Source organism: Agromyces bracchium (assembly GCF_009709675.1).
Taxonomy (GTDB): Bacteria; Actinomycetota; Actinomycetes; order Actinomycetales; family Microbacteriaceae; genus Agromyces; species Agromyces bracchium.
Genome location: NZ_WMLB01000033.1, coordinates 206,210 through 228,200 on the forward strand (window position 1 = coordinate 206,210; position 21,991 = coordinate 228,200).

Sequence of the window (21,991 nt, forward strand, 5' to 3'; positions counted from 1 at the left end):
CGGGCGGCGTCCGTACAATGCCCGGGTGAACGATGAGACGGATGCCGCGGGCGCGACGCCCCTGCCGGGCGGGCCCCGGCCGCCGGGCGACCCCGTCCCGTCGAAGCCCACCCGCCCACGCGGCATCCGCTCGCTGATCGCCGAGCATCGCGTGCTCGCCGCGGTCGCCGCCGTGGCCGCCGTCGGACTGCTCGGCACGGCCGTCGCGTTCGCCGCGACGATGACGGGCGACGACGCGTCGCCGACGGCGACCCCGACGCCGACCCCGACCCAGACACCGACGCCCACGCCGACCGCCACGCCGACGCCCACCCCGGAACCGGCGGCGCGCGTCCGCACCTGCTCGGTCGCAGGCCTCGCCGCCGACCCGCGCTTGGCGAACCTGCAGGCGCAGGTCATGAACGCCGAGACCGGCGAGGTGCTCTTCGACCGCGGCGGTCTCACGGCCTCGCGCACCGCGAGCGTCATGAAGGTCGTCACGGCGGCGGCGGCGCTCGCCGTGTTCTCGCCCGACGACCGCTTCGCGACCACGGTCGTGAAGGGCTCCGAACCCGGATCGGTCGTGCTCGTCGGCGGCGGCGACCTGACGCTCTCGCGCACCGCGACGGGCAACGAGACGGTCTACCCGGGTGCCGCGCACCTCGACGACCTGGCCCGGCAGGTGCGGGCGGCGTGGGACGCCGACCCGTCGAACCCGCCGCTCACGAAGCTCGTCCTCGACGCGTCGTACTTCGGCGGCGAGACCTGGCACGCGAGCTGGGCGCCGACCGAGCGCGAGCTCGGCTACATGCCCGAGATCACGGCGCTCATGGTCGACGGCGACCGCGACGACCCGTACGCGAACACCTCGCGTCGAGGGGCCGACGCGGTCGGTCGCGCGGGCGACGCCTTCGCGGCCGAACTCGGCGGCGTCTCGGTGATCGAGCGCGGCACGGCGCCCGGCGGCGCGACCGAGCTCGGTCGGGTGTGGTCGCCCACCGTGGCGCAGCTCGTCGACAAGTCGCTCGTCGTCTCCGACAACACCGTCGCCGAGATGCTCGCCCGGCAGGTCGCGATCGCGGTCGGTACCGGCAACACGTTCGAGGCGATCGACCCGGCCGTGCGCCAGGCGCTCGAGGCGTACGGCATCGCGCGCGGCGGCATCCGCGTCATCGACGGCTCGGGTCTCTCGCCCGACAACGCGGTGCCGCCCGCGTACCTCACGCGACTGTTCGCGAAGGTCGAGGCGCGCGAGGCGAACCTCGGCGTCATCCGCGACGGGCTCCCGATCGCCGGACAGCGCGGGTCGCTGTCGTACGCCGACCGGTTCGCGGGCGACAACGCCGCCGCGCACGGCGCGGTGTTCGCCAAGACCGGATGGATCGACACGGGCTACACGCTCGGCGGCATCATCCACGCCCAGGACGGCACGACCCTGACCTTCGCGATCTACGCACTCGGCGACGTCTCGCAGATCACGGCCGACGCGAAGGTCGCGATCGACACCCTCACGACCGGCTTCTACCGCTGCGGCGACGAGCTCTCGAACGAGTGACCGAGGGCCCGCCGCGGCATCCGCGAATCGCGACAGAATGGGAGCGGCGGCCGGAAGAACCCCGCCCGAGACCCGAGGAGCGAAGGAGCCGATCATGAGTCGGGCCCTGTTCATCATCGACGTGCAGAACGACTTCACCGAGGGCGGCGCGCTCGCCGTCGAGGGCGGTGCGGCCGTGGCTGCCGGCATCACGGCCTACCTCGCCGAGCACGCCGAACGCTACGACCTGGTCGTGGCCTCCCGCGACTGGCACAACCCCGACGACCACAACGACGGGCACTTCGCGACGGACGCCGAGCCCGACTTCGTGAGCACATGGCCGAAGCACTGCATGGCCGACACGCCCGGCGCCGAGTACCACCCCGCGCTCGACACGAGCGGCGTCCACGTGCACATCCGCAAGGGCCAGGGCGTGCCCGCCTACTCGATCTTCGAGGGCACGGATGACTCGGGCGCGTCGATCTCGGAGGTGCTCGAGCGGCACGGCATCACGGACATCGACATCGCGGGGATCGCGACCGACTACTGCGTGCGCGCGAGCGCGCTCGACGCGATCGAGCACGGGAGGCACGTGCGCGTGCTCCGCGACCTGATCGCGGGCGTCGCAACTGAGACGTCCGACGCGGCGATCGCCGAGCTCGGCCACGCCGGGGCGGCGATCGTGGAGTCGTCCGAGCTGCCACCGGGCGAGGTGGTCGAGAGTCCCGATGCGGATGCCGCCGGCTCGCCGGCCGACGACGAGGCGGGTCGCGCGTGAACGAGCAGTCGTCCCCGGCCCCGATCCTGCACGCCGAGGCGCCCGACGGGGTGCTCATCGCCTACCGCGTGCACGGCGACGACGCCGAGTCGGGACGCCCGCCCGTGCTCCTGGTGCACGGCTTCGCGTCCGACTCGACGATCACGTGGGACGGCACGGGGTGGGTGCGCGCGCTCGTGGAGTCCGGGCGTCGCGTCATCACGACCGATCTTCGCGGGCACGGCGCGAGCGACAAGCCGGTGACGGCCGACGCGTACGCGCCCGACCGGCTCGGCGCCGACCTCGTCGCCGTGCTCGACTCGGCCGGCGCGGCACGCTGCGACGCCGTGGGCTACTCGATGGGCAACCGCATCATCTCGGCGCTCTGCGAGCTCGCGCCCGATCGCGTTCGGCGGGTCGTCGTCGGAGGTGCCGGACCGACGGAGCTCTTCGCGACGTGGGACGTCGAGGACGCACGCGCCTACCTCCACGACGGCACGGCGCCTCGGAACCCCGTGATCGCCCAGGTGCTCGGTCCGGCGATCCGCGCCGGCGCCGACCGCGACGCGCTCCTCGCGTGCGTCGAGGGCGTCTCGGGTGCCCCGCTCGCGATCCCCGGCGACATCCCGGTGCTGTTCGTCGCGGGTGAGGAGGACCCGGTGCCGGTGGGCGTCCAGCAGCTCGCGCTCGACTGGGGGAGCGACCTCATCACCATCCGCGGCCGCGACCACGTCTCGACGCTGACGTCCCGCACGTTCAAGGACGCGGCGATCGACTTCCTCGTCTGAGCGCCGGGGCCCGCGTCACGCGGCGGTCGCGCGAGCCCGGACGGCGCTCGGCGGCTCGCCGAACTCGGCGCGGAAGGCGCGGCTGAAGTGCGCGGCGTCGGCGAAGCCCCAGCGGCCGGCGACCTGCGCGACCGGTCGGTGCGCCGCGAGCGGGTCGCCGAGTTCGCGGCGGCAGCGGTCGAGCCGCCGCGAGCGGATCCAGCTGGAGACGGTGAGACCCTCCTCGTGGAAGATCGCGTGGAGGTGGCGCGTGGAGATGAAATGCGCCGCCGCGATCGTCGCCGGCGTGAGGTCGGGGTCGCCCAGCCGGTCCTCGAGCCAGGCCTGGATGCCGCGCAGCATCGCCCGATGAGGGCGGTCGGCGTCGCGGGCGACGTCGAGCTCGCGGGCGTAGAGCGTCGCGACGAGGTCGACCGCGTTGCGGGCGAGACGGCCGCCGACGGGACCGCCCAGCTGGTCGAGGTCGCCCGCCAGCTCGGCGAGGAAGCGCGCGACGACGCGGCCGAGGCCCTGGTCGCCCGCGATGCGGGCCGCGGTCATGCCCTGCACGGCGTCGGTGGGCAGCTCGAGCATCCGGTGCGGCACCATGAGCACGAGCGTGCTGAACGCCTCCTCGAAGACGAGCGTGTAGGGCGAATCGGTGTCGTAGATCGTGAGGTCGCCGGGTCGGAGCACGGCTTCCCGGGAGTCCTGGATGAGCAGGCCGGTGCCGGAGAGCTGGAGCCCGAGCTTGAACGAGCGATGCTCCGATCGCGCGACGAGTTCGGGCGTGCGGTGGATCTCGTGGCCCGTGGCGGTGACCACCGACAATTGGATGTCGTCGCCGACCGAGGCACGGATGTCGCCGCGGAACGCGTCGGGATCGTCGGAGCGGACCCGGAGCGGCACGAAGGACTGCGAGGCGAGTGCGCTGAACTCGGCGAAGTCGAGCGGCAGAGCCGACGTGTCGATGGCGGTCGCGTCAGCGGCGGGCGCGTCCGACGCGAGAGCGGGGGAGGGGGAGGAACCGTGGGGCACGGGATGCACCTCATCTCTGGGTGGGACGACGATGTCCGGGTCGAGAGGAAACTCTACGCCCGTTGAGCGAAAAGCGACAGGGCGGGTCTGCGGTCGACGTCAACTGGCGTACGCTCTCCGACAAGTCCCGGACGTCGGCGCACGGAACCATGGGCCGGAACCGGGCGATGCCGCCGTGGCTCGCCCTCCGTCGACAAAGGGATCCCCAGCCATGACCTCCTCAACGACGACGTCGACGCCCGCGGCGACCGGGGCACTCGGCCACCGGCGCCTCGGCGTGCCATCCGTCACTCTCATGATCATCGCGGCCTCGGCGCCGCTCACCGTCGTCGCCGGCGGCGTGACCACGACCTTCGCCGTGACCGGCGTGATCGGCGTGCCCGTGGGCTTCATCGTGCTCGCCGCGGCGCTCGCCGTCTTCGCCGTCGGCTACGCCGCGATGAGCCGCTACGTCACGAACGCCGGCGCGTTCTACGCCTACATCGCCCAGGGCATCGGGCGGCCCTTCGGCGTGGGCGCCTCGCTCGTCGCGCTCGTGGCCTACAACGCCATGCAGGTCGGCATCTACGGGCTCTTCGGCTTCCAGCTGTCGATGTTCCTCGAGGCGAAGTTCGGGCTCGTCACGCCGTGGTGGCTCTGGATCTTCGCCTGCATCGCCGTCGTCGGCGCGCTGGGCGTCAACCGCGTCGACCTCTCGGCGAAGGTGCTCGGCATCCTCGTCGCGCTCGAGTTCGCGGCCGTGCTCGTCTTCGACCTCGTCTCGTTCGCCGTGGCGCCCGAGGGCGTGAGCACCGCGGGCATCGAGCCGGCCAACCTGTTCGTGCCCGGTGTCGGCGCGGTGCTCTCGTTCGGCGTCGCCGCGTTCATGGGCTTCGAGTCGGCGGCCATCTACGGCGAGGAGTCGAAGGACCCCAAGCGCACGGTCGCGCGCGCGACCTACGCCGCGGTCGCGATCATCGGCGTGTTCTACGCGTTCAGCGCCTGGGCCTTCACCGTCGGCATCGGACCGTCGCAGATCGTCGAGGCGTCGGCGACCTACGGCCCCGACCTCATGTTCGTCTTCATGGGCGAGCACGCGCCGGTCATCGTGAGCGACCTCATGCAGGTGCTGTTCCTCACGAGCCTCTTCGCGGCGCTGCAGTCCTTCCACAACGCGGTCGCGCGCTACCTCTTCTCGCTCGGACGCGAGGGCGTGCTGCACCGCGGCCTCGGTTCGGTCCGGGCCGCCTCGCGCGCGCCGTGGGCCGGCTCGGTCGCCCAGAGCGTGATCGCGATCGTCGTCACGCTCGGGTTCGTCATCGCGGGCGAGGTCATGGGGCTGAAGGCCGACTTCGCGCCGGTCGAGTTCCTCTACCCGGTCCTCACGATGTTCACGTGGCTCACGAACACGGGTGCCATGGGGCTCGTGCTGCTCATGGGCGTCATCGCGATCGCGGTGATCGGGTTCTTCCGCCGCGACCGACGCGGACTCGGCGCCTGGCAGACGCTCATCGCGCCGGCGATCTCGGCGGTCGTCCTGTTCGCGGTGTTCGTGCTCATCCTCGCGAACTTCAACGTGCTGCTCGGCCAGGCCGAGACCACCGCGGTCACGTTCGTGCTGCCCGCGCTCCTGATCGTCCCGGGCATCGCCGGCGTCGTGTGGGGGCTCGTCATCCGCCGGCGCAACCCCGAGCTCTACGCCCGGGTCGGCCACGGTATCGAAGAGGCCGAGGCGGCCGTCGTCGAGGTCCCGGCGCACCGGGGGTTCTAGGCCCCCAGCGCGGTCGCGAGGCCGGGAGCGGCCATGGCGGCGAGCATGACGGTCATGCTCGCCGCCATCACGCCGTGGCCGACCCCGCGGCGGCCCTCGCGCAGCGCGCGAGCCGCGACCCACGCGCCGAGCGCGACCACCGCGAGCACGACGATGGTCCCGGCGGGGAGGAGCGCGGCGGCGTGGGCGTGCGTCGCACCGGACACCCCGGCGTCGTTGCGACCGGCGGCGGCCACGAGCCATCCGGTCGCGATGAGGGCCAGCGCGTGGTGCAGGTCGTGAAGTGGGCGACTGCGGGAGCCGACCGGCCGAGGGCCCTTCGGAACAGCGGAAGCGGACCGGCGCGACCGGTCGAGGCGCGAGCGGATGCCGATCGCGAGGCCCGCGAGGACGAGGACGGCCGCCCACGCCACTCCGGGCAGGACGCCGGTGAACGCCGTGTCGAGCATGGCGGCGAGCATCGCGAGCGCGGCGAGCGCATCCAGGGCCCGCAGTCGCCGACCCCGCGCGAGCGTCGCGCCGGTGCCGGCGAGCGCGCCCGCGAGCATGACTCCGTGTGCGATCTCGGCCATTCGTCCCCGAATCTTCCCTGTTCCGGTGAGTCCGGCTATATTACTCGACAAACGTAGAGAAAAACGAGGTGCACCATGACGACGATGTCGACCACCCGAGCCGCCGAGCGGCACCGGTCACCCGATCAGGGCCGGCCTGTGGCGGATCCCCTGCGCGGCCTGACGGCCGCCGAGATCGACGCGACGCGCGAGATCCTGGCCGAGGCGGGCCTCCTCGCCGAGCAGACGCGGTTCGTCTACGTCGGGCTCGACGAGCCGGCCAAGCCCGACGTCCTCGCGGGGGCCGAGCTGCCCCGCATCGTTCGCGTCCTGCTGCTCGACCGCGCCACCGGCGCCTCGGCTGACGTCCGCGTCTCGGTCACCGACCGCGCGATCGTCAGCCGCACCGAGATCGACGGCGCGAACGGCCAGGTCCCGATCCTCGACGTCGAGTTCGAGGCGATCTACGACCTGCTGGGCGCCGAGCCCGACTGGCACGAGGCCCTCGCCAAGCGCGGCATCACGCACGAGCAGGTCGCGCTCGCCCCGCTCTCGGCGGGGGAGTACGGGTTCGAAGCCGAGCGCGGGCGTCGCGTCATCCGCGTGCTCGCCTTCATGCGGCACGACGAGCAGGACCACTGCTGGGCGCACCCCGTCGACGGCCTCTGCGCCTACGTCGACATGATCGAGGGCCGGATGTTCGAGCTCGTCGACCACAAGGTCTTCGAGATCCCCGCCGAGTCGGGGAACTTCGACGACCCCGAGGTGCAGGGCGCGCCGCTCGACACGCTGAAGCCGATCAGCATCACCCAGCCCGAGGGGCCGAGCTTCACCGTCGAGGAGGACCGGGTCAGCTGGGCGAACTGGCGCTTCTCGCTCGCGTTCGACGCGCGCGAGGGGCTCGTGCTCCGCCGCATCCGCTACGTCGACGCCGACCAGGGCGGCGCCGAGCGCGACATCGTCTACCGCGCCTCGATCGCCGAGATGGTGGTGCCGTACGGCGACCCGTCGCCCGCGCGGTTCTGGCAGAACTACTTCGACACCGGCGAGTACGTGTTCGGCCGCTACGCGAACTCGCTGCAGCTCGGGTGCGACTGCCTCGGCGAGATCCACTACTTCGACGCCACGATCGCCGACGAGTTCGGCCACCCCCGCGTCATCCCGAACGCGATCTGCATGCACGAGGAGGACTTCGGGACCCTCTGGAAGCACACCGACATCTACACCGGGTCGAACGAGGTGCGCCGCCAGCGGCGCCTCGTGATCAGCTTCTTCACCACGGTGGGCAACTACGACTACGGCTTCTACTGGTACCTGTACCTCGACGGCACGATCGAGTGCGAGGCGAAGCTCACGGGCGTGCTCTTCTCATCGGCGTACGACCCGGAGGCGGGCGATCACGCGAGCGAGGTCGCACCCGGTCTCGGGGCGCCGTACCACCAGCACTTGTTCAGCGCGCGGCTCGACATGATGGTCGACGGCGTCGCGAACGCGGTCGAGGAGGTCGACGCGGTGCGCGTGCCGATGGGGGACGGCAACCCCTACGGCAACGCTTTCACGAAGCGCACGACACGCCTCCGCACCGAGGCCGAGGGCGCGCGCGACGCCGACCCCGTCGCAGGCCGGGCCTGGCACATCGTCAACACCGAGAAGCAGAACCGGCTCGGCCGCCCCGTCGCCTACGAGCTGCTCGCACAGGGCTCGCCGACGCTGCTCGCCGACCCCGAGTCGGTCATCGCCAAGCGCGCCGGCTTCACGCGCAAGCACCTCTGGGTCACGCGCTACGACCAGGACGAGCGCTACCCCGCGGGCGACCTCGTGAACCAGAACCCCGGCGGCGACGGCCTCCCGCGCTACACCGAAGCCGACCGCTCGATCGACGGCGAGGACATCGTCCTCTGGCACACCTTCGGCCCCACGCACTTCCCGCGCGTCGAGGACTGGCCGGTCATGCCAGTCGACTACGCGAAGTTCACGCTCAAGCCCTACGGCTTCTTCGGGCGGAACCCCACGCTGAACGTGCCCTCCTCCGAGGCGATGGGCATGGCCTGCCACACGGATGCCGCGGCCGGCGGCTGCCACTGCGCTGCCGGCGAGTGCACCTGCTCGGGGCACGCGCACGGGCACGGGGCCTGACGCCCGGTCGACCGAACGACGGTGGGCGGATGTCGCGGGGGCGCGGCATCCGCCCGTCGTCGTTCCCGTGCAAGGGGTGCACTTCGCGCGCGCCGACCAGTCGCGGACTGGTACCGGTCAGGGTTCGGCGAGGGCGTAGGCGGTCACAGGGCTTCGTTTCCCCTTGATCTCCAGATCCGTCAACGCGCGGGCGTGCGGGGCGTCGGCGCCGTCGAGTGCCTGGTACGTCTCGGCGCTCATGAGGATGGGCGCGCCGGCCTCCTTGGTCTTCTCCTCCAACCGAGCGGCGAGATTGACTGCATCGCCCATCACCGTGTACTCGATGCGCTCCCTGCCGCCGATGTTCCCGGCGATGACCGGTCCGGTCGCGATGCCGATCCCCGAGCGGAGGTTCGGGAGACGGTCGAGGGTCTCCTCGTCGTTGAACGCCGCCAGGGCTCGACGCATCCCGATCGCCGTCCTCACCGCGCGGTCCGCATGATCGGCCATCGGATTCAGCGGCGTGCCGAACACCGCCAGGACGGAATCCCCGCCGAAGCGTGTGACCACGCCCCCGTGGTCGACGATGACCGACACCATCGCCGTCATGTACCGGTTGATCACGTCGACCAGTCGCGCGGGCGGCATCTGCTCGCTGAGCGTCGTGAAGTCGCGGATGTCGGAGAAGACCACCGTGCAGTCGACGAGCGTGCCGCCGAGGCCGGCCCCGCTCTCCACGGCCGCCTGCGCCACCTCGGCGCTGACGTAGAGGCCGAACAGCTCCCGGAGCCGCTCGCCCTGACGCAACCCGTCGGTCATGACGTTGAATCGCTCGCCCAGGTAGCCGAGTTCGTCGTTGGTGGTCACCGCGACCCTCGTGTCGAGCTCGCTGTTCTCCACGCGACCCATCGCCGCCTGCAACGCCTCGAGCGGCCCCACGATGGCCCGCGCCACGAGCACGGCCGTGATGACGCCGGCGAGCAGGCCGACTCCGAGGATGTACAGCTGCACGACGACGAGGTTGTCCAGGATCGCCCGCGGATTCTCCGCGTCGAGCATCGCGCGAGTGCGTGCCTGCGTGAGGACCACGAGCAGGGTCGGCGTGAGCCCTCCGATCAGGGCGAAGGCCAGCAGCAACCGCCGCCGTACCGAGAGCCGGAACGCGTGGATGCTGCTCAGGTCCCCGTCCGGGAAGAAGGTCGGGATCTGTTCCCGCCAGATCAGGTCGGTGCCGAAGTAGACGATCGTCGTGCCGACCGCGCCGCCGATGGCGATGCCGACGAAGTTGCCCGGATCGTCGTACAGGATCGAGAGGAAGATCGCGACGACGAGGCTGCCGGCGGCGACCAGTGAGGCCCCCACGAGGGGCCAGATCAGTACCAGCCGGGCGACGTTCGGCGGCATCTCCGAGGCGGGCGTGCCGGCCTCGATCAGGCGCAGCCATCTCCGGATCGGTCGCCCGAGCCAGACGACCATCGCGATCGCGGCGACGAGGATCACGACACCGGCGACCGCGAACACCACGATGCCCTCGGTCTCGAGCGGCGAGACCGCCGCTTCATCGACCGGGATCGGATCGATCAGCGCGAAGTAGGCGAAGACGATCAGGGCGCCGAAGACGGTCGCCGCCGAGATGAGCGTCGCGACCCTGCGGGAGACCCGTCGTGACGACGTCGGTGAGTTGCTCACGCTGCACGCCCCTTCCGCAGCTGGGTACCCGCTCGGCTGGTTCGGGGTCAGCGTAGTACGCGGACGTGCCGTCGCCGGGGCTCGGGTCGGGGAAAGGGGGTCTACGCTGTCCCGGTGAGCGACGCACTGGACGAGGGGCCGTTCTACCACGGCACGAAGGCCGACCTGGGGGTCGGGGACCTCCTGACGGCGGGGTTCCGCTCGAACTACCGCCCCGAGGTGGTCATGAACCACGTCTACTTCACGGCGCTTCCGGATGGCGCCGGCCTCGCGGCCGAACTCGCCGTCGGCGACGGCGAGCCGCGCGTCTACGCCGTCGAGCCGACCGGATCGTTCGAGGACGACCCGAACGTCACCGACAGGAAGTTCCCCGGCAACCCGACGCGGTCGTATCGGAGCACGGAACCGTTGCGGGTCGTCGCCGAGGTCTCCGACTGGACCCGGCTCGCGCCCGAGGCGCTGCAGGCGTGGCGGGATCGGTTGGCGGAGCTCGCGGCGGACGAGCGCGGCGAGATCATCAACTGAGGCGCGACGCCGGCGCAGCGGCATCCGTCGCCGCCAACGGAACGCGGTCGGCGCTCAGCGCAGGAGGTCGAGGTACCCGTCGAGCGATCGGGTCAGCCGATCGGCGTCGGCGCTCGCCGGGGCGACGACCGCGATGACCTGCACGCCGTCGAGCATCGCCATGAAGTGGTCGACGACCACGGGGATGTCGACGTCCTCGCGGATCTCGCCGAGGCGCTTCGCGTCGGCGAGGTGCCCGCCGATCTCGACGCGCCACTGGTCCATGGTGCGCTCGTGCAGGGCGAGCAGATCGGGCTCGTTGGCCGCGTACTCCCAGAAGGGGATGACGATTCGCGCCTCGAGGATCCGCTCTTCGTCGAGGGGGAAGATCTGCAGCATCAGCTCGCGGAGGGCCGCCATGCCCTCGAGGTCGGCGCGCACGGCCGCGAAGCGCTCGTTCGTCGCGGCGAACACGTGCTCGAACGTCGCCCCGATCAGCTCCTCCTTGTTACGGAAGTAGGGGAAGAGCCCGCCGTTCGCGACGCCCGACGCCTTGGCGATCTCGCGCATCGTGGTCGCGCGGAAGCCCTTCTCGGCGATGAGGCGCCAGGTCGCGTGCACGATCTCGAGGCGGCGCGCGTCGTGGTCGACGATCTTCGGCATGGTCCCCTCTCGCGACGCCGCGGCGTCGGGGTCAACGATACGCGCCGCGGCGGGCCGAGCCTGGCAGGCGGAGACGGGCGCGCGGCGCGACCGCGACATGGCGAGGGCCGGGAGCACGATCGCGCTCCCGGCCCATCCCTGCCCGCCCCCGCGGACGCTCCGCAGGTCAGCCGTTGACGACCTGCGGGACGCCGAGCGCCTTGAGGCCCTCGACGCCGAACTCGAGCCCGTAGCCCGACTGCTTCGCGCCGCCGAACGGCGCCATCGGGTGGACCGCGCCGTGCGCGTTGATCCACACCGTGCCGGCCTCGAGGCGCGCGGCGATGCGGCGCGCCTCGTCGCGGTCGGTCGACCAGACCGAGGCGCCGAGCCCGACCTCGACGCCGTTCGCCATCGCGATCGCCTCGTCGAGGTCGTGGTAGCGGATGATCGGCAGCGCCGGCCCGAACTGCTCCTCCTGCACGAGCGGTGCGGAGTCGTCGATGTCGGCCACGAGCGTCGTCGGGTAGAAGTTGCCGGGCTGCGTGCGATCCGGGTCGCCGCCGAGCAGCACCCGCGCGCCGCCGGCCTTCGCCGACTCCACGAGCCGGTCGACGATGTCGAACTGCGGCCGGTTCTGCAGCGGCCCGAGCACGTTCGCCTCGTCGAGCCCGACCCCCATGGGCATCGCTCGAGCGACGTCGACGAGCGCCTCGCACACGGCGTCGTAGACGTCGTCGTGCACGTACAGGCGCTTCAGCGCGGCACAGGTCTGGCCCGTGTTGATGAAGGCGCCCCAGAAGACGCCCTCGGCGATCGCCGTCGGGTCGACGTCGGGCAGCACGATGCCGGCGTCGTTGCCGCCGAGCTCGAGCGTGAGCCGCTTCACGGTGTCGGCCGAGCTGCGGATGATCGCCTTGCCGGTCGCGGTCGAGCCGGTGAACATCACCTTCCCGATCGACGGGTGCGATGCGAGCGCCGCACCGACGTCGCGGCCGCCCGAGACGACCTCGACGACGCCCTCGGGCAGCACGCGGTTGATGACCTCGATGAGCGCGAGCACGCTGAGCGGCGTGTACTCCGACGGCTTCACGACGACCGTGTTGCCCATCCGGAGCGCCGGCGCGACCTGCCAGACGGTGATCATCTGCGGCCAGTTCCAGGGGCCGATCGCGCCGACGACGCCGATCGGGCGGTAGTGCAGCTCGGCGCGCGTCTCGCCGTCGTCGACGACGACCTCGGCTTCGAGCGGCGTCGCCGCGGCAGCCCGCATCCAACCGGATGCCGCGCCGACCTCGAATCGCGCGTTCGGACCGTTCAACGGCTTGCCCTGCTCGCGCGACAGCACGCGAGCGAGGGCCTCCGCCTCGGCGTCGATGGCGTCGGCGGCGAGCAGGAGCAGTTCGCTCCGGCGCTCGTGCCCGAGCGCCGCCCAAGCGGGCTGCGCCGCCTTCGCGCGGGCGATCGCCGCTTCGAGGTCGTCGACGGTGTGCACCGGGGCGTGGCCGACGAGTCCGCCCGTCGCCGGGTCGAGGATCTCGCGGCGTTCTCCGGCATCCGGCGCGACCTCGGCGAGCAGGTCGGCCTGCGTGTCCTCGAGGACTGGGATCGGGCTGTTCATGGCACCTCCACGTTGAGTCGGGGTTCCACGGTAGGCAGCGGCCCGGTCCGCGCCGTTGCCGGTGCGTGCGACCCGCTTGGACGTGCGCGCACGAAGCGCGGGGGCCGGGACTAGGGTGTCAGGGTGTCCAGTCGTCCCAGCGGATTCGAGTCGAGCGGCTACTGGTACGAGGCCGATGACTCCCGCCTCGGCAGCGTCGACGTGCTCAACCTGCTCCGGCGGTACCGGGCGGCCGACCAGGAGATGCGCCGCCGGACCCGGGACTCGATGGGCATGGGCGAGACCGACCTCCTGGCGCTCCGCTACGTGCTGCGCGCCGAGCGCGAGGGCGAGATGCTCACGCCGGGAATGCTCGCCAAGCTCCTCGGCATCTCGACCGCGTCGACGACGGTGCTCATCGACCGCCTCGAGCGCAGCGGCCACCTCGTGCGGCGTCCGCACCCGTCCGACCGCCGCTCGCTCGTCGTGGCGAGCACGACCGACAGCGACGCCGAGGTGCGGGCCACCCTCGGTCGGATGCACCAGGCCATGATCGCGGTCGCGGACGGGCTCGACCAGCGGGAGCTCGGCGTTGTGGCGCGCTTCCTCGCCGGCATGATCGAGGCGCTCGAACTCGTCGAACCGCACCACGATGTGGATGACTCGTCGGTCGGAGACGTCCCCGACGTCTCGATCACCGAGCCGAGCGATGCGCTGCCCGGAAACGAGGGCGCCGCCCGGCACCGAGACGGTGCGGGCGGCGATGCGACCTCGTCCGAGGCCTGATCGCCGGGTCGCGCGCACACGACCCGGCGGGTTCGATCAGACGCTCCGGTTGCCGGTGAGGGTCCGGACGAGCCAGACGACCACGGCCAGGACGAGCAGGACGATGCCCACCCAGAGCAGGAACTGAAGCGACTGCACGAAGCCGCCGGTGAACAGCAGGATGATGGCGATGATTCCGACGATGATGAGCAGGGTGTTCACGGAAGTGCCTTTCTGATCGGCGATGACGCCGTGCGGCGCACGGCGGGTCGGGAACCTTCGGGCCCCGGGGGACGGGTGTCCCCCGGGGACGTCCCCCCGGTCGTGATCGCCCGCGAAGCGGTCGTTCCCTGGTCCGCGACCACATGACCAGCATTCCGCCGCGAGCGACGGGACGTCCAGCCATTCCGGCGGAGGCCGGATTCCGCTATTGTTCGCGCGCCCGAGCGGGCTCGGGATGTTCCGTCCCCGCGCGAACGCGCCGGTGCCGCCGGTCAGAGACCCATCCGGCGGAACACGCCCTTCACGTTTCCCGGGAGTCGACGGCCGTAGATCCTCCGCAACAGGTACCCGGCGAGCACCGCCTTCTGTCGGGAGGGGAGCGAACTCCGCCGGATCTCCGCAACCCCCGAGCGCCGGAGCGCCGCCACCTGGTCGAGGTCGTGCGGCCACGTCTTGGAGAGGCTGCCGGACTTGTAGTACTTCGTGCAGAGCACCTCGGGAACCCGGACGAACTCGCCGATGAGCGACAGGCCGAGCAGCCACGTCCAGTCGGCCGAGTACTCGCCCTGCTCGTTCGGGTGGATGCCACCGACCTCACGGAAGGCCGACGTCCGGAACAGCCCGCGATTCGGCACCCACCAGAACCCGGGTCGACGCACCATCACCCGGCCGCGCGCCACGGGAGAGCGCAGGCCCTCGAGTTCGTCGAACACGTGCAGTTCGAGACGTCCGTCAAGTTCGTGCACACGCATGTCGGTGAACGCGAGCACGGCTCGGTCGTTCGCCGCGAGTGCGCCGACCAGGCGTTCGACGTACGTCGGCGCGACGACGTCGTCATGGAACGCGAAGAACTGCAGCTCACCGTCCGCTCGGCCCATCAGGTCGTTCGAGTTCCGCAGCCAGCCGAGGTTCTCCTCGCGCTCGACGATCCGGGTGCGCGGGTACTGCTCGGCGAAGCGACGCACGACCTCGAGCGTGTCATCCGTCGACCGGTCGTCGCCGATGAGGATCTCGAGGTTCGGCCAGGTCTGGGCCACCAGGCTGTCGAGGGTGCGCTGGATGAATGCGGCGCCGTTGTACGTCGGCACGAGGGCGGTCACGAGCGGATCCCATCGAGTCGTGACGTCCGTCGGAGTGGTCGGGCCGGTCATCCGGCGATCTCCTCGGCCAGGATGCGCGCGCTCCAGGGTGCGGTGGAGTACTTGCCCGTGTCGACCGAGTGATACGTGCCCCGTCGCCGTACCCCGTACCGATCGCGCCGATGGAGGTCGGAAGCGGGGTCGTCGAGCGCTCCGCGGCCCTGAGCGAAGACGAATCCGCCGTGTACGACGGTCTCCTCGGCGTCCTCGAGCACCTCGTCGATGCCGGGCATGAGACGGCCGAGGGCCGATCGGACCCGTGTGACGAACGCGGCGGCGTCAGCGCCGACCGGGATGGCCGGCGCCGCGAGCTCGAGGTCGTCGCCCTCCGCGACCAGGCCCTCGGGATACCACGAGAGATAGAAGTCGCGGTCGGTGTAGCTCTTCACGTCGCCGAACGGGCCCACCGCGACGAGCGCGCTCTTCACCCGGTGGTCGGCGCGGGTTCGGACGAACACGCAGAGCCGGAACCGATGGGTCCACGGCGGCTCCGGATCGACGCCCGCCGTGACGTCGATCGGCAACCGGCCGTTCCAGAGGGCGTTGACGACGACATCGGCCACCTCGTCCTCGCCGTCCGCGGTCCGGATCCGCCATGCGCCGTCGACGGAGCGGACCGGTTCGGCGCCGATGACCGTCGTGCCGGCCCGGAGCGTCACGCGCGGCTCGGCGGCGACCGCCGCGCCCAGCCGGTCGGCGAACCAGCGTGTGTCGATCGACCGCTCGGGGACCCGGAAGCCGGCGACGATGTCGTCGCCCGCGATGGCGGCGAGTTCATCGTGTGCGAGTTCGGTGACGCGGGCGTCCGACACGTCGACGAGGTACCGGGCCGAATCCGGATGCCGCCTGACGAGGGCGCCGATCGCCTCGAACTTGCGGCGCATCGTGTCGGCGTCGACGACCGAATCGCGGTGCAGGAGGTAGAGGTCGTCCTCGCGGGTGACATGACCGTCGAGGTCGGTGCCGATGAGCTCCCGGGCTCGATCGCTGAACACGAGGCTGCCTGGCAGGATGTGCTCGGCGGTCGCGGTCGTCGGGTCGGCGCCGTACAGGAACCCGAGGTGGATCTTGCCCTCGTTCCACCGACTGGTGCCCGACATCGGGGCCGGCTCGCGCTCGATGAGGGTCACGTCGAGCCCGCGACGCGCGAGCTCGATCGCCGTGGCACTTCCCATGATGCCCGCGCCGAGCACGGCGACGCGTCGCCGCGTCACGAGGCTGCCCCGTCTGCGCCCCGGTCGTGGTCGAGGTACTCGCTCCGGTCGTAGCCGCCGTCGGCGAAGACGATGAGCGTCGAGCCGTCGACGAGGTACGTCTGCTGCGCCCACACGCCCGAGTCGACCAGGACAGCCGGATGCTCCTCGTCGAGCGTCAGCCGAGCGGATGCACCGCGATGACGGAACTCCACGTCGATCCGGCCGCTCGCGCGGAAGAACACCTGGCGCACGCTGCGGTGCGCGTGCCCGCCGCGGACGGCTCCGGCCGGCGCGGTCACGACGAACGTGCGTGCGACGGCGAACCCGAGTTCCGCGAGCTGGAGCGGCGTCAGGGACCCTCGGTCGTCCACGAATCGCGGGGGCGCGAGCGGTCGGACCGCACCATCGAGCAGCGAGGTCGGGCGGAGCATCGGGAGGGCTGCGTCGGCGCGGTGACCCGGGTCACCGCCGACATCGCCATCGACCCCGATGTCGACGGGCTCGGGGGCGGGTGCCATGCGTTCCTCCACGGGCGGGGGCCGTGCCGGACCTCGGCGGCGCCGGACCGGATCTCAGGGGACCGACGATATCCCCTCCGCACGGGCGGGACAACGACCGTCCCCGCCGCGTCGGCGGGAGGGGGGTGGGATGGTCGACCCCGACGCATCCCGCCTCGCCCTCAGAGCGTGTTGCCGAGCTTGAAGCCCTTCTCCTCGTCGCCCATGCGCGTGTACGAGAAGCCGTCGGCCCCGATCGTCACGGCCATCTCGGAGTCGTCGGTGCGCGCGACGACGGGCCTCGGGTTGCCGTCGAGGTCGAGCACGAGCGACGCCTCGGTGTACCACGACGGCACGACGGGGTTGCCCCACCAGTCGCGGCGCTGGTTGTCGTGCACGTCCCAGGTGACCACGGGGTTGTCGGGATCGCCCGTGTAGTAGTCCTGCGTGTAGATCTCGACGCGGTGGCCGTCGGGGTCGCGGAGGTAGAGGTAGAACGCGTTCGAGACGCCGTGGCGCCCGGGTCCGCGCTCGATCGCGTCCGACATGCGAAGCGCGCCCAGCTTGTCGCAGATGGCGAGGATGTTGTGCTTCTCGTGCGTCGAGAACGCGACGTGGTGCATGCGGGGGCCGTCGCCACCGGTCATGGCGGTGTCGTGCACGGTGGGCTTGCGCCGCATCCACGCCGCGTAGACGGTGCCGGCCTCGTCCTGGATGTCCTCGGTCACGCGGAACCCGAGGTCCTGCATGAAGCCGACCGCGCGCGGCACGTCGGGCGTGACCTGGTTGAAGTGGTCGAGGCGCACGAGCGCGCCGGGCGTGTAGAGGTCGTAGCGCCATGCGAGCCGCTCCACGTGCTCGACGTCGTGGAAGAACTCGTACGGGAAGCCGAGCGGGTCCTCGACGCGGACGGACTCGCCGATGCCCTTCGTCCAGCCCTCGGCGCGACGCTCGACGCGGCATCCGAGCTCGGTGTAGAACGCGACCGCCTTGTCGAGGTCCTCCGGGGTGCGCACGCGGTAGCTGAACGCGGCGACCGCCGCGACCGGGCCCTTCCGCAGGACGAGGTTGTGGTGGATGAACTCCTCGAGCGAGCGGAGGTAGACGGTGTCCTCGTCCTCCTCGGTCACCGTGAGGCCGAGGACCTCGACGTAGAAGTTCCGGCTCGCGGCGAGGTCGGTGACGACGAGCTCCATGTAGGCGCAGCGCAGGATGTCGGGGGCCGGCGCCGTCGGCGTCGGGATCGGGTTCCCCGAATGGATCGGAGCCTCCTGGCTCACGTAGAAGCCCGAGGAAGTGAGGGTCTTGTCGTCGCGGTTCGTCATGTCAGCGTCCTTGCTCGATGTCGGATGGATCTCGGTACGCGCTTCGCGCTACTCGAGCACCGGGGCCTTGCCGAAGGTGGGGTTGTGGACCGCCCCGAGGGTGATGTGCACCGCCTGCTGGTCGGTGTAGAAGTCGATCGAGCGGTAGCCGCCCTCGTGGCCGAGACCGGAGGCCTTGACACCGCCGAACGGGGTGCGGAGGTCTCGCACATTGTTCGAGTTCAGCCAGACCATGCCGGCCTCGACGGCCTGCGAGAAGTTGTGCGCCCGCTTGAGGTCGTTGGTCCAGATGTACGCGGCGAGCCCGTACTTCACGCCGTTGGCGAGCTCGAGCGCCTCCTCGTCGGTGTCGAAGGGGGTGATCGCGACGACCGGGCCGAAGATCTCCTCCTGGAAGATCCGGGCGTCCTTCGCGACATCCGCGAACACCGTCGGGGCGACGTAGTTGCCCGTCGGCAGGCCCTCGGGCCGGCCGCCGCCGGCGACGAGGCGACCCTCGCCCTTGCCGATCTCGACGTAGCTCATGACCTTGTCGTAGTGCTCGGGGTGCACGAGCGCGCCGACCTCGGTCGTCGGGTCGTGCGGGTCGCCGACGACCACGCGCTTGGCCTGCGCGGCGTACTTCTCGACGAACTCGTCGTAGACCGACCGCTCGACGAGGATGCGGCTGCCGGCCGTGCAGCGCTCGCCGTTCAGCGAGAACACGCCGAAGATCGTCGCGTCGACCGCGGCGTCGAGGTCGGCGTCGGCGAAGACCACGGCCGGGCTCTTGCCGCCGAGCTCCATCGAGAGGCCCTTGAGGAACGGCGCGGCGTTGCCGAAGATGATCTGCCCGGTGCGGCTCTCGCCGGTGAACGAGATGAGCGGCACGTCCGGATGCTTCACCAGCGCGTCGCCCGCCTCCTCGCCGAGCCCGTTGACGAGGTTGAAGACGCCCTGCGGCAGGCCCGCCTCCTCGAAGATCTCGGCCCACAGCGATGCGGAGAGCGGTGTGAACTCGGCGGGCTTCAGCACCACGGTGTTGCCGGTCGCGATCGCGGGCGCGAGCTTCCACGACTCGAGCATGAACGGCGTGTTCCACGGCGTGATGAGGCCGGCGACGCCGATCGGCTTGCGGTTGACGTAGTTCACCTGGCGGCCGGGCACCTTGTAGGTGTCGTCGGCCTGCGCGACGATCAGGTCGGCGAAGAATCGGAAGTTCTCGGCCGCGCGTCGCGCCTGGCCGAGCGCCTGCGTGATCGGCAGGCCGGTGTCGAAGGTCTCGAGTTCGGCCAGGCGCGCGTCGCGCGACTCGACGAGGTCGGCGATCCGGTGGAGCACGCGTGAGCGCTCGCGCGGCAGCATCCGCGGCCACGGGCCCTCGGTGAACGCGCGCCGCGCGGAAGCGACCGCTCGGTCGATGTCGGCCTTCTGGCCGGCGGCGGCCTGCACGTACGTCTCGTTCGACACCGGGTCGAGCACGTCGAAGGTCTCGCCGCCGATCGAGTCGACGAATTCGCCGTCGATGTAGTGGCGGATGCGGTCGGGCAGGCCCTCGGGGATGTGCTGGGTCATGTCGGTTCCTTCCGGTTGGGCGTATGGCGGGCGGCGCGCGTCGGCGGGCGCCGCTGCCGGTGGTCGGGTGGGTCGGTGCGTCAGGTGGCGACGGCCTGAGGTGCCGGCGCACTCGCCGGCTTGTGATCGGCCTGGTAGGCGAGCACCGCGTCGAGCGTGGCCGTGCGGTGCTGTCGGGCCGCGAGCTCGATCTCGAGCGCGTCGGCGCCCTGCTCGATGAGCTCGACGATGCGCTCGTGCTCCTCGACGGACGCGCGGGCCCGGCCCGGCACGAAGCTGAACGACGAGTCGCGGAGCACCCGCATCCGGTTCCACCCGCGGTGCACGAGGTCGAGCACGTGCGGGTTCGGGCAGCCCTCGAAGAGCACCGCATGGAACTCGAGGTTGAGCTCGGTGAACCGATGCGGCTCGAAGTCCTCGAGCGTGCGGCGCATCTCGTCGTTGATCGCCCGCGCGCGGCCGAGCTGCTCGGGCGTGAGGTACGGCGCCGTGAGCGAGGTCGCGAAGCCCTCGACGAGCGCGAGCGTCTGCATGGTGTGCAGGTACTCGGTCTCCTTGATGAGTGCGACCTGGGCTCCGACGTTCTTCTGGAAGGTGACGAGTCCCTCGGCCTCGAGGCGGCGGATGGCCTCGCGCACGGGCACCACCGACACGTCGAGTTCGCCCGCGATCTGCGCGAGGACGAGCCGGTAGCCCGGGACGTAGCGGCCGTCGTCGATGCGCTCCCGGATGAAGCGGTACGCCTGCTGCGACTTGCTCTCGACGCTCATCGCGGCTCCCCGGTGCGGCCTTCGTCGGCGACGGATGCCGCGGCCTCCCGTTCGCGCTCGTAACGCTCGCGCCACGCGCGGTCCATCGGGAAGAGCCCGTCGACGGCCTCGCCCTCGGCCACGCGCTCGGCGACCCACGCGTCGGCGGCGTCCTGTTCGGCGGCCTCGGCCGCGACCTCGGCGACGAGGTGCGGCGGGATCACGATGACGCCGTCGCCGTCGCCCACGATCACGTCGCCGGGCTGCACCGCCGCACCGCCGCACGCGATCGTCACATCGGTCTCCCACGGCACGTGGCGTCGGCCGAGCACGCTCGGGTGCGGGCCCTGCGAGAAGACGGGGATGCCGATCTCGGCGACCGCGTCGAAGTCGCGCACGCCGCCGTCGGTCACGATGCCCGCCGCACCGCGCACCTTGGCGCGCAGGGCGAGCACGTCGCCGACGGTGCCGGTGCCGCGCTCGCCGCGGGCGTCGACCACGAGCACCTCGCCCGCGCCGACCGAGTCGAACGCGCGCTTCTGGGCGTTGTAGCCGCCGCCGTGCGAGGCGAAGAGGTCGGGCCGGGCGGGGATGAAGCGGAGCGTGCGGGCCCGGCCGACGATGCGGTCGCCCGGGTGGTTGGCGAACACGCCCTCGATGAAGACGTCGTGGTAGCCGCGCTTGCGGAGCGCGACCGACAGGGTCGCGACGGCGACGGACGAGAGTTGGGCGCGCAGCCCGTCGGTGAGCTCGAACGCGGGCTCCGCGGCATCCGTCGCCCCGTCGGAAGCATCGAGCGGGGTCGCCCGGCCGGCGGCGACCGCAGCGGCGTGCGCCGACTCGGAGCCCCACGCCTCGACGCGCTGCAGGTCGTCGACGGCGGGCTTCGAGCCGAAGTCGCCGAAGGCGACCTCGCCCTGGGTGACGGTGGTCGCGAGGCGTCCGGTCGAGGGTGCGCCCGGTGCACGCGGCGCGTCGACCTCGACCTCGACGACGTCCCCGGGGATGACGACCGACGAGCCCGCGGGCGTGCCCGTCAGGATCACGTCGCCGGTCTCCAACGTGAAGTGCTGCGAGAGGTCGGCGACCAGCGTGCCGAAGTCGAAGAGGAGCGTGTCGGAGGCGTCCTCCTGGACGAGCTCGCCGTTCACCCACGTGCGCACGCGCCAGTCGCCCGGTCCGATGCCGTCGGTCGGGATCGCGACGGGGCCGAGCGGCGTGAAGCCGTCGCCGCCCTTCGAGCGGACGTTGGACCCCTTGTCGGCGGCGCGCAGGTCGTAGAGGCCGAAGTCGTTCGCGGCCGTGATCGCGGCGACGTGCGACCAGCCGTCGGCGGGGGAGACGTGCCGCGCGGGCTCGCCGACGATCAGCGCGATCTCGCCCTCGAACGCGAGGAGCTCGGTGCCCGCGGGTCGTTCGACGGTGCCGCCGGTCTCGCCGAGCGAACTCTGCGGCTTCAGGAAGTAGCTCGGCTTCGCCGGCGTGCGACCCCGCTGCGCCGCGCGCGACGGGTAGTTGAGGTGCACGGCGATGATCTTGCCGGGCTTCGCGATGGCGGTCATGGACTCCCTCGTCTTCAGATATCCGAAATCATATACGATCCCGCGTGGTCTGGCAA

The 21,991-nt window shown here is 71.5% G+C and carries 20 protein-coding genes; 7 read left to right on the forward strand and 13 right to left on the reverse strand.

Going from position 1 to position 21,991, the window contains the following annotated elements; translation table 11 throughout:
• Positions 1-25: 25 nt before the first annotated feature.
• From GJ743_RS14885 to GJ743_RS14895, 3 genes are all read left to right on the forward strand, one after another.
• Positions 26-1,534 carry a D-alanyl-D-alanine carboxypeptidase/D-alanyl-D-alanine-endopeptidase gene (locus GJ743_RS14885; RefSeq protein WP_328289233.1) on the forward strand — a complete coding sequence of 503 codons (1,509 nt, stop codon included), beginning with the start codon at positions 26-28 and terminating at the stop codon, positions 1,532-1,534.
• Positions 1,535-1,628: 94 nt separating this feature from the next.
• Entirely contained in the window at positions 1,629-2,291 is a 663-nt protein-coding gene (locus GJ743_RS14890; protein WP_155052665.1) for an isochorismatase family protein, read from the forward strand.
• Positions 2,288-3,058, forward strand: a complete 771-nt coding sequence (locus GJ743_RS14895; protein ID WP_155052666.1) for an alpha/beta fold hydrolase — start codon at positions 2,288-2,290, stop codon at positions 3,056-3,058. The genes GJ743_RS14890 and GJ743_RS14895 overlap by 4 nt, the downstream gene beginning before the upstream one ends.
• Positions 3,059-3,073: 15 nt before the next feature.
• Here GJ743_RS14895 and GJ743_RS14900 read toward each other — a convergent pair whose 3' ends face one another.
• Positions 3,074-4,009: an AraC-like ligand-binding domain-containing protein gene (locus GJ743_RS14900; RefSeq protein ID WP_407645248.1), complete on the reverse strand. Its 936-nt coding sequence runs from the start codon at positions 4,007-4,009 to the stop codon at positions 3,074-3,076.
• Positions 4,010-4,286: 277 nt separating this feature from the next.
• Between GJ743_RS14900 and GJ743_RS14905 the strand changes: the two genes are divergently transcribed.
• Positions 4,287-5,825, forward strand: coding sequence for an APC family permease (locus GJ743_RS14905; protein WP_155052667.1), 1,539 nt, complete (start codon positions 4,287-4,289; stop codon positions 5,823-5,825).
• Here the strand turns inward: GJ743_RS14905 and GJ743_RS14910 are convergent.
• A complete protein-coding gene (locus tag GJ743_RS14910) occupies positions 5,822-6,397 on the reverse strand; it encodes a DUF5134 domain-containing protein (protein ID WP_155052668.1) in 576 nt (191 codons plus the stop codon). The two genes, GJ743_RS14905 and GJ743_RS14910, sit on opposite strands and share 4 nt — an antisense overlap.
• 84 nt (positions 6,398-6,481) lie before the next feature.
• Between GJ743_RS14910 and GJ743_RS14915 the strand changes: the two genes are divergently transcribed.
• Positions 6,482-8,512 (forward strand): primary-amine oxidase, encoded by a 2,031-nt coding sequence (locus GJ743_RS14915; protein ID WP_155052669.1) that lies wholly within the window; start codon positions 6,482-6,484, stop codon positions 8,510-8,512.
• A 117-nt stretch (positions 8,513-8,629) separates the two neighbouring features.
• Here the strand turns inward: GJ743_RS14915 and GJ743_RS20245 are convergent, their stop codons facing one another.
• Complete coding sequence (locus tag GJ743_RS20245; RefSeq protein WP_155052670.1) at positions 8,630-10,180, reverse strand: adenylate/guanylate cyclase domain-containing protein; 1,551 nt, start codon at positions 10,178-10,180, stop codon at positions 8,630-8,632.
• A 114-nt stretch (positions 10,181-10,294) separates the two neighbouring features.
• Between GJ743_RS20245 and arr the strand changes: the two genes are divergently transcribed.
• On the forward strand, positions 10,295-10,705 hold the full coding sequence (arr, locus tag GJ743_RS14925) for an NAD(+)--rifampin ADP-ribosyltransferase (RefSeq protein ID WP_328289235.1): 411 nt from the start codon (positions 10,295-10,297) through the stop codon (positions 10,703-10,705).
• A 54-nt stretch (positions 10,706-10,759) separates the two neighbouring features.
• On the opposite strand, the gene GJ743_RS14930 is transcribed toward arr, so the two are convergent.
• Positions 10,760-11,347: a TetR/AcrR family transcriptional regulator gene (locus GJ743_RS14930; protein ID WP_155052671.1), complete on the reverse strand. Its 588-nt coding sequence runs from the start codon at positions 11,345-11,347 to the stop codon at positions 10,760-10,762.
• 166 nt (positions 11,348-11,513) lie between these two features.
• A complete protein-coding gene (locus GJ743_RS14935; protein WP_155052672.1) occupies positions 11,514-12,947 on the reverse strand; it encodes an aldehyde dehydrogenase family protein in 1,434 nt (477 codons plus the stop codon).
• Between the two features lie 123 nt (positions 12,948-13,070).
• On the opposite strand from GJ743_RS14935, the gene GJ743_RS14940 reads away from it, so the two are divergent.
• Positions 13,071-13,712: a MarR family winged helix-turn-helix transcriptional regulator gene (locus GJ743_RS14940; RefSeq protein ID WP_328289236.1), complete on the forward strand. Its 642-nt coding sequence runs from the start codon at positions 13,071-13,073 to the stop codon at positions 13,710-13,712.
• 36 nt (positions 13,713-13,748) lie between these two features.
• Here GJ743_RS14940 and GJ743_RS14945 read toward each other — a convergent pair whose 3' ends face one another.
• From GJ743_RS14945 to GJ743_RS14980, 8 genes are all read right to left on the reverse strand, one after another.
• A complete protein-coding gene (locus GJ743_RS14945) occupies positions 13,749-13,913 on the reverse strand; it encodes a hypothetical protein (protein WP_155052674.1) in 165 nt (54 codons plus the stop codon).
• A gap of 272 nt (positions 13,914-14,185) precedes the next feature.
• On the reverse strand, positions 14,186-15,064 hold the full coding sequence (locus tag GJ743_RS14950) for a glycosyltransferase family 2 protein (protein ID WP_155052675.1): 879 nt from the start codon (positions 15,062-15,064) through the stop codon (positions 14,186-14,188).
• Positions 15,061-16,266, reverse strand: coding sequence for an NAD(P)/FAD-dependent oxidoreductase (locus GJ743_RS14955; protein ID WP_328289237.1), 1,206 nt, complete (start codon positions 16,264-16,266; stop codon positions 15,061-15,063). Before GJ743_RS14955 ends, GJ743_RS14950 begins: the two co-directional genes overlap by 4 nt.
• A complete protein-coding gene (locus tag GJ743_RS14960; protein ID WP_155052677.1) occupies positions 16,263-16,766 on the reverse strand; it encodes a sugar 3,4-ketoisomerase in 504 nt (167 codons plus the stop codon). Before GJ743_RS14960 ends, GJ743_RS14955 begins: the two co-directional genes overlap by 4 nt.
• Positions 16,767-16,927: 161 nt before the next feature.
• On the reverse strand, positions 16,928-18,070 hold the full coding sequence (gene hpaD / locus GJ743_RS14965) for a 3,4-dihydroxyphenylacetate 2,3-dioxygenase (protein ID WP_155052678.1): 1,143 nt from the start codon (positions 18,068-18,070) through the stop codon (positions 16,928-16,930).
• A 48-nt stretch (positions 18,071-18,118) separates the two neighbouring features.
• Positions 18,119-19,624: a 5-carboxymethyl-2-hydroxymuconate semialdehyde dehydrogenase gene (gene hpaE, locus GJ743_RS14970; protein ID WP_155052680.1), complete on the reverse strand. Its 1,506-nt coding sequence runs from the start codon at positions 19,622-19,624 to the stop codon at positions 18,119-18,121.
• An 80-nt stretch (positions 19,625-19,704) separates the two neighbouring features.
• Positions 19,705-20,394, reverse strand: coding sequence for a GntR family transcriptional regulator (locus GJ743_RS14975; RefSeq protein WP_155052682.1), 690 nt, complete (start codon positions 20,392-20,394; stop codon positions 19,705-19,707).
• Positions 20,391-21,935, reverse strand: a complete 1,545-nt coding sequence (locus GJ743_RS14980; RefSeq protein WP_155052683.1) for a fumarylacetoacetate hydrolase family protein — start codon at positions 21,933-21,935, stop codon at positions 20,391-20,393. The genes GJ743_RS14975 and GJ743_RS14980 overlap by 4 nt, the downstream gene beginning before the upstream one ends.
• Positions 21,936-21,991 lie beyond the last annotated feature (56 nt).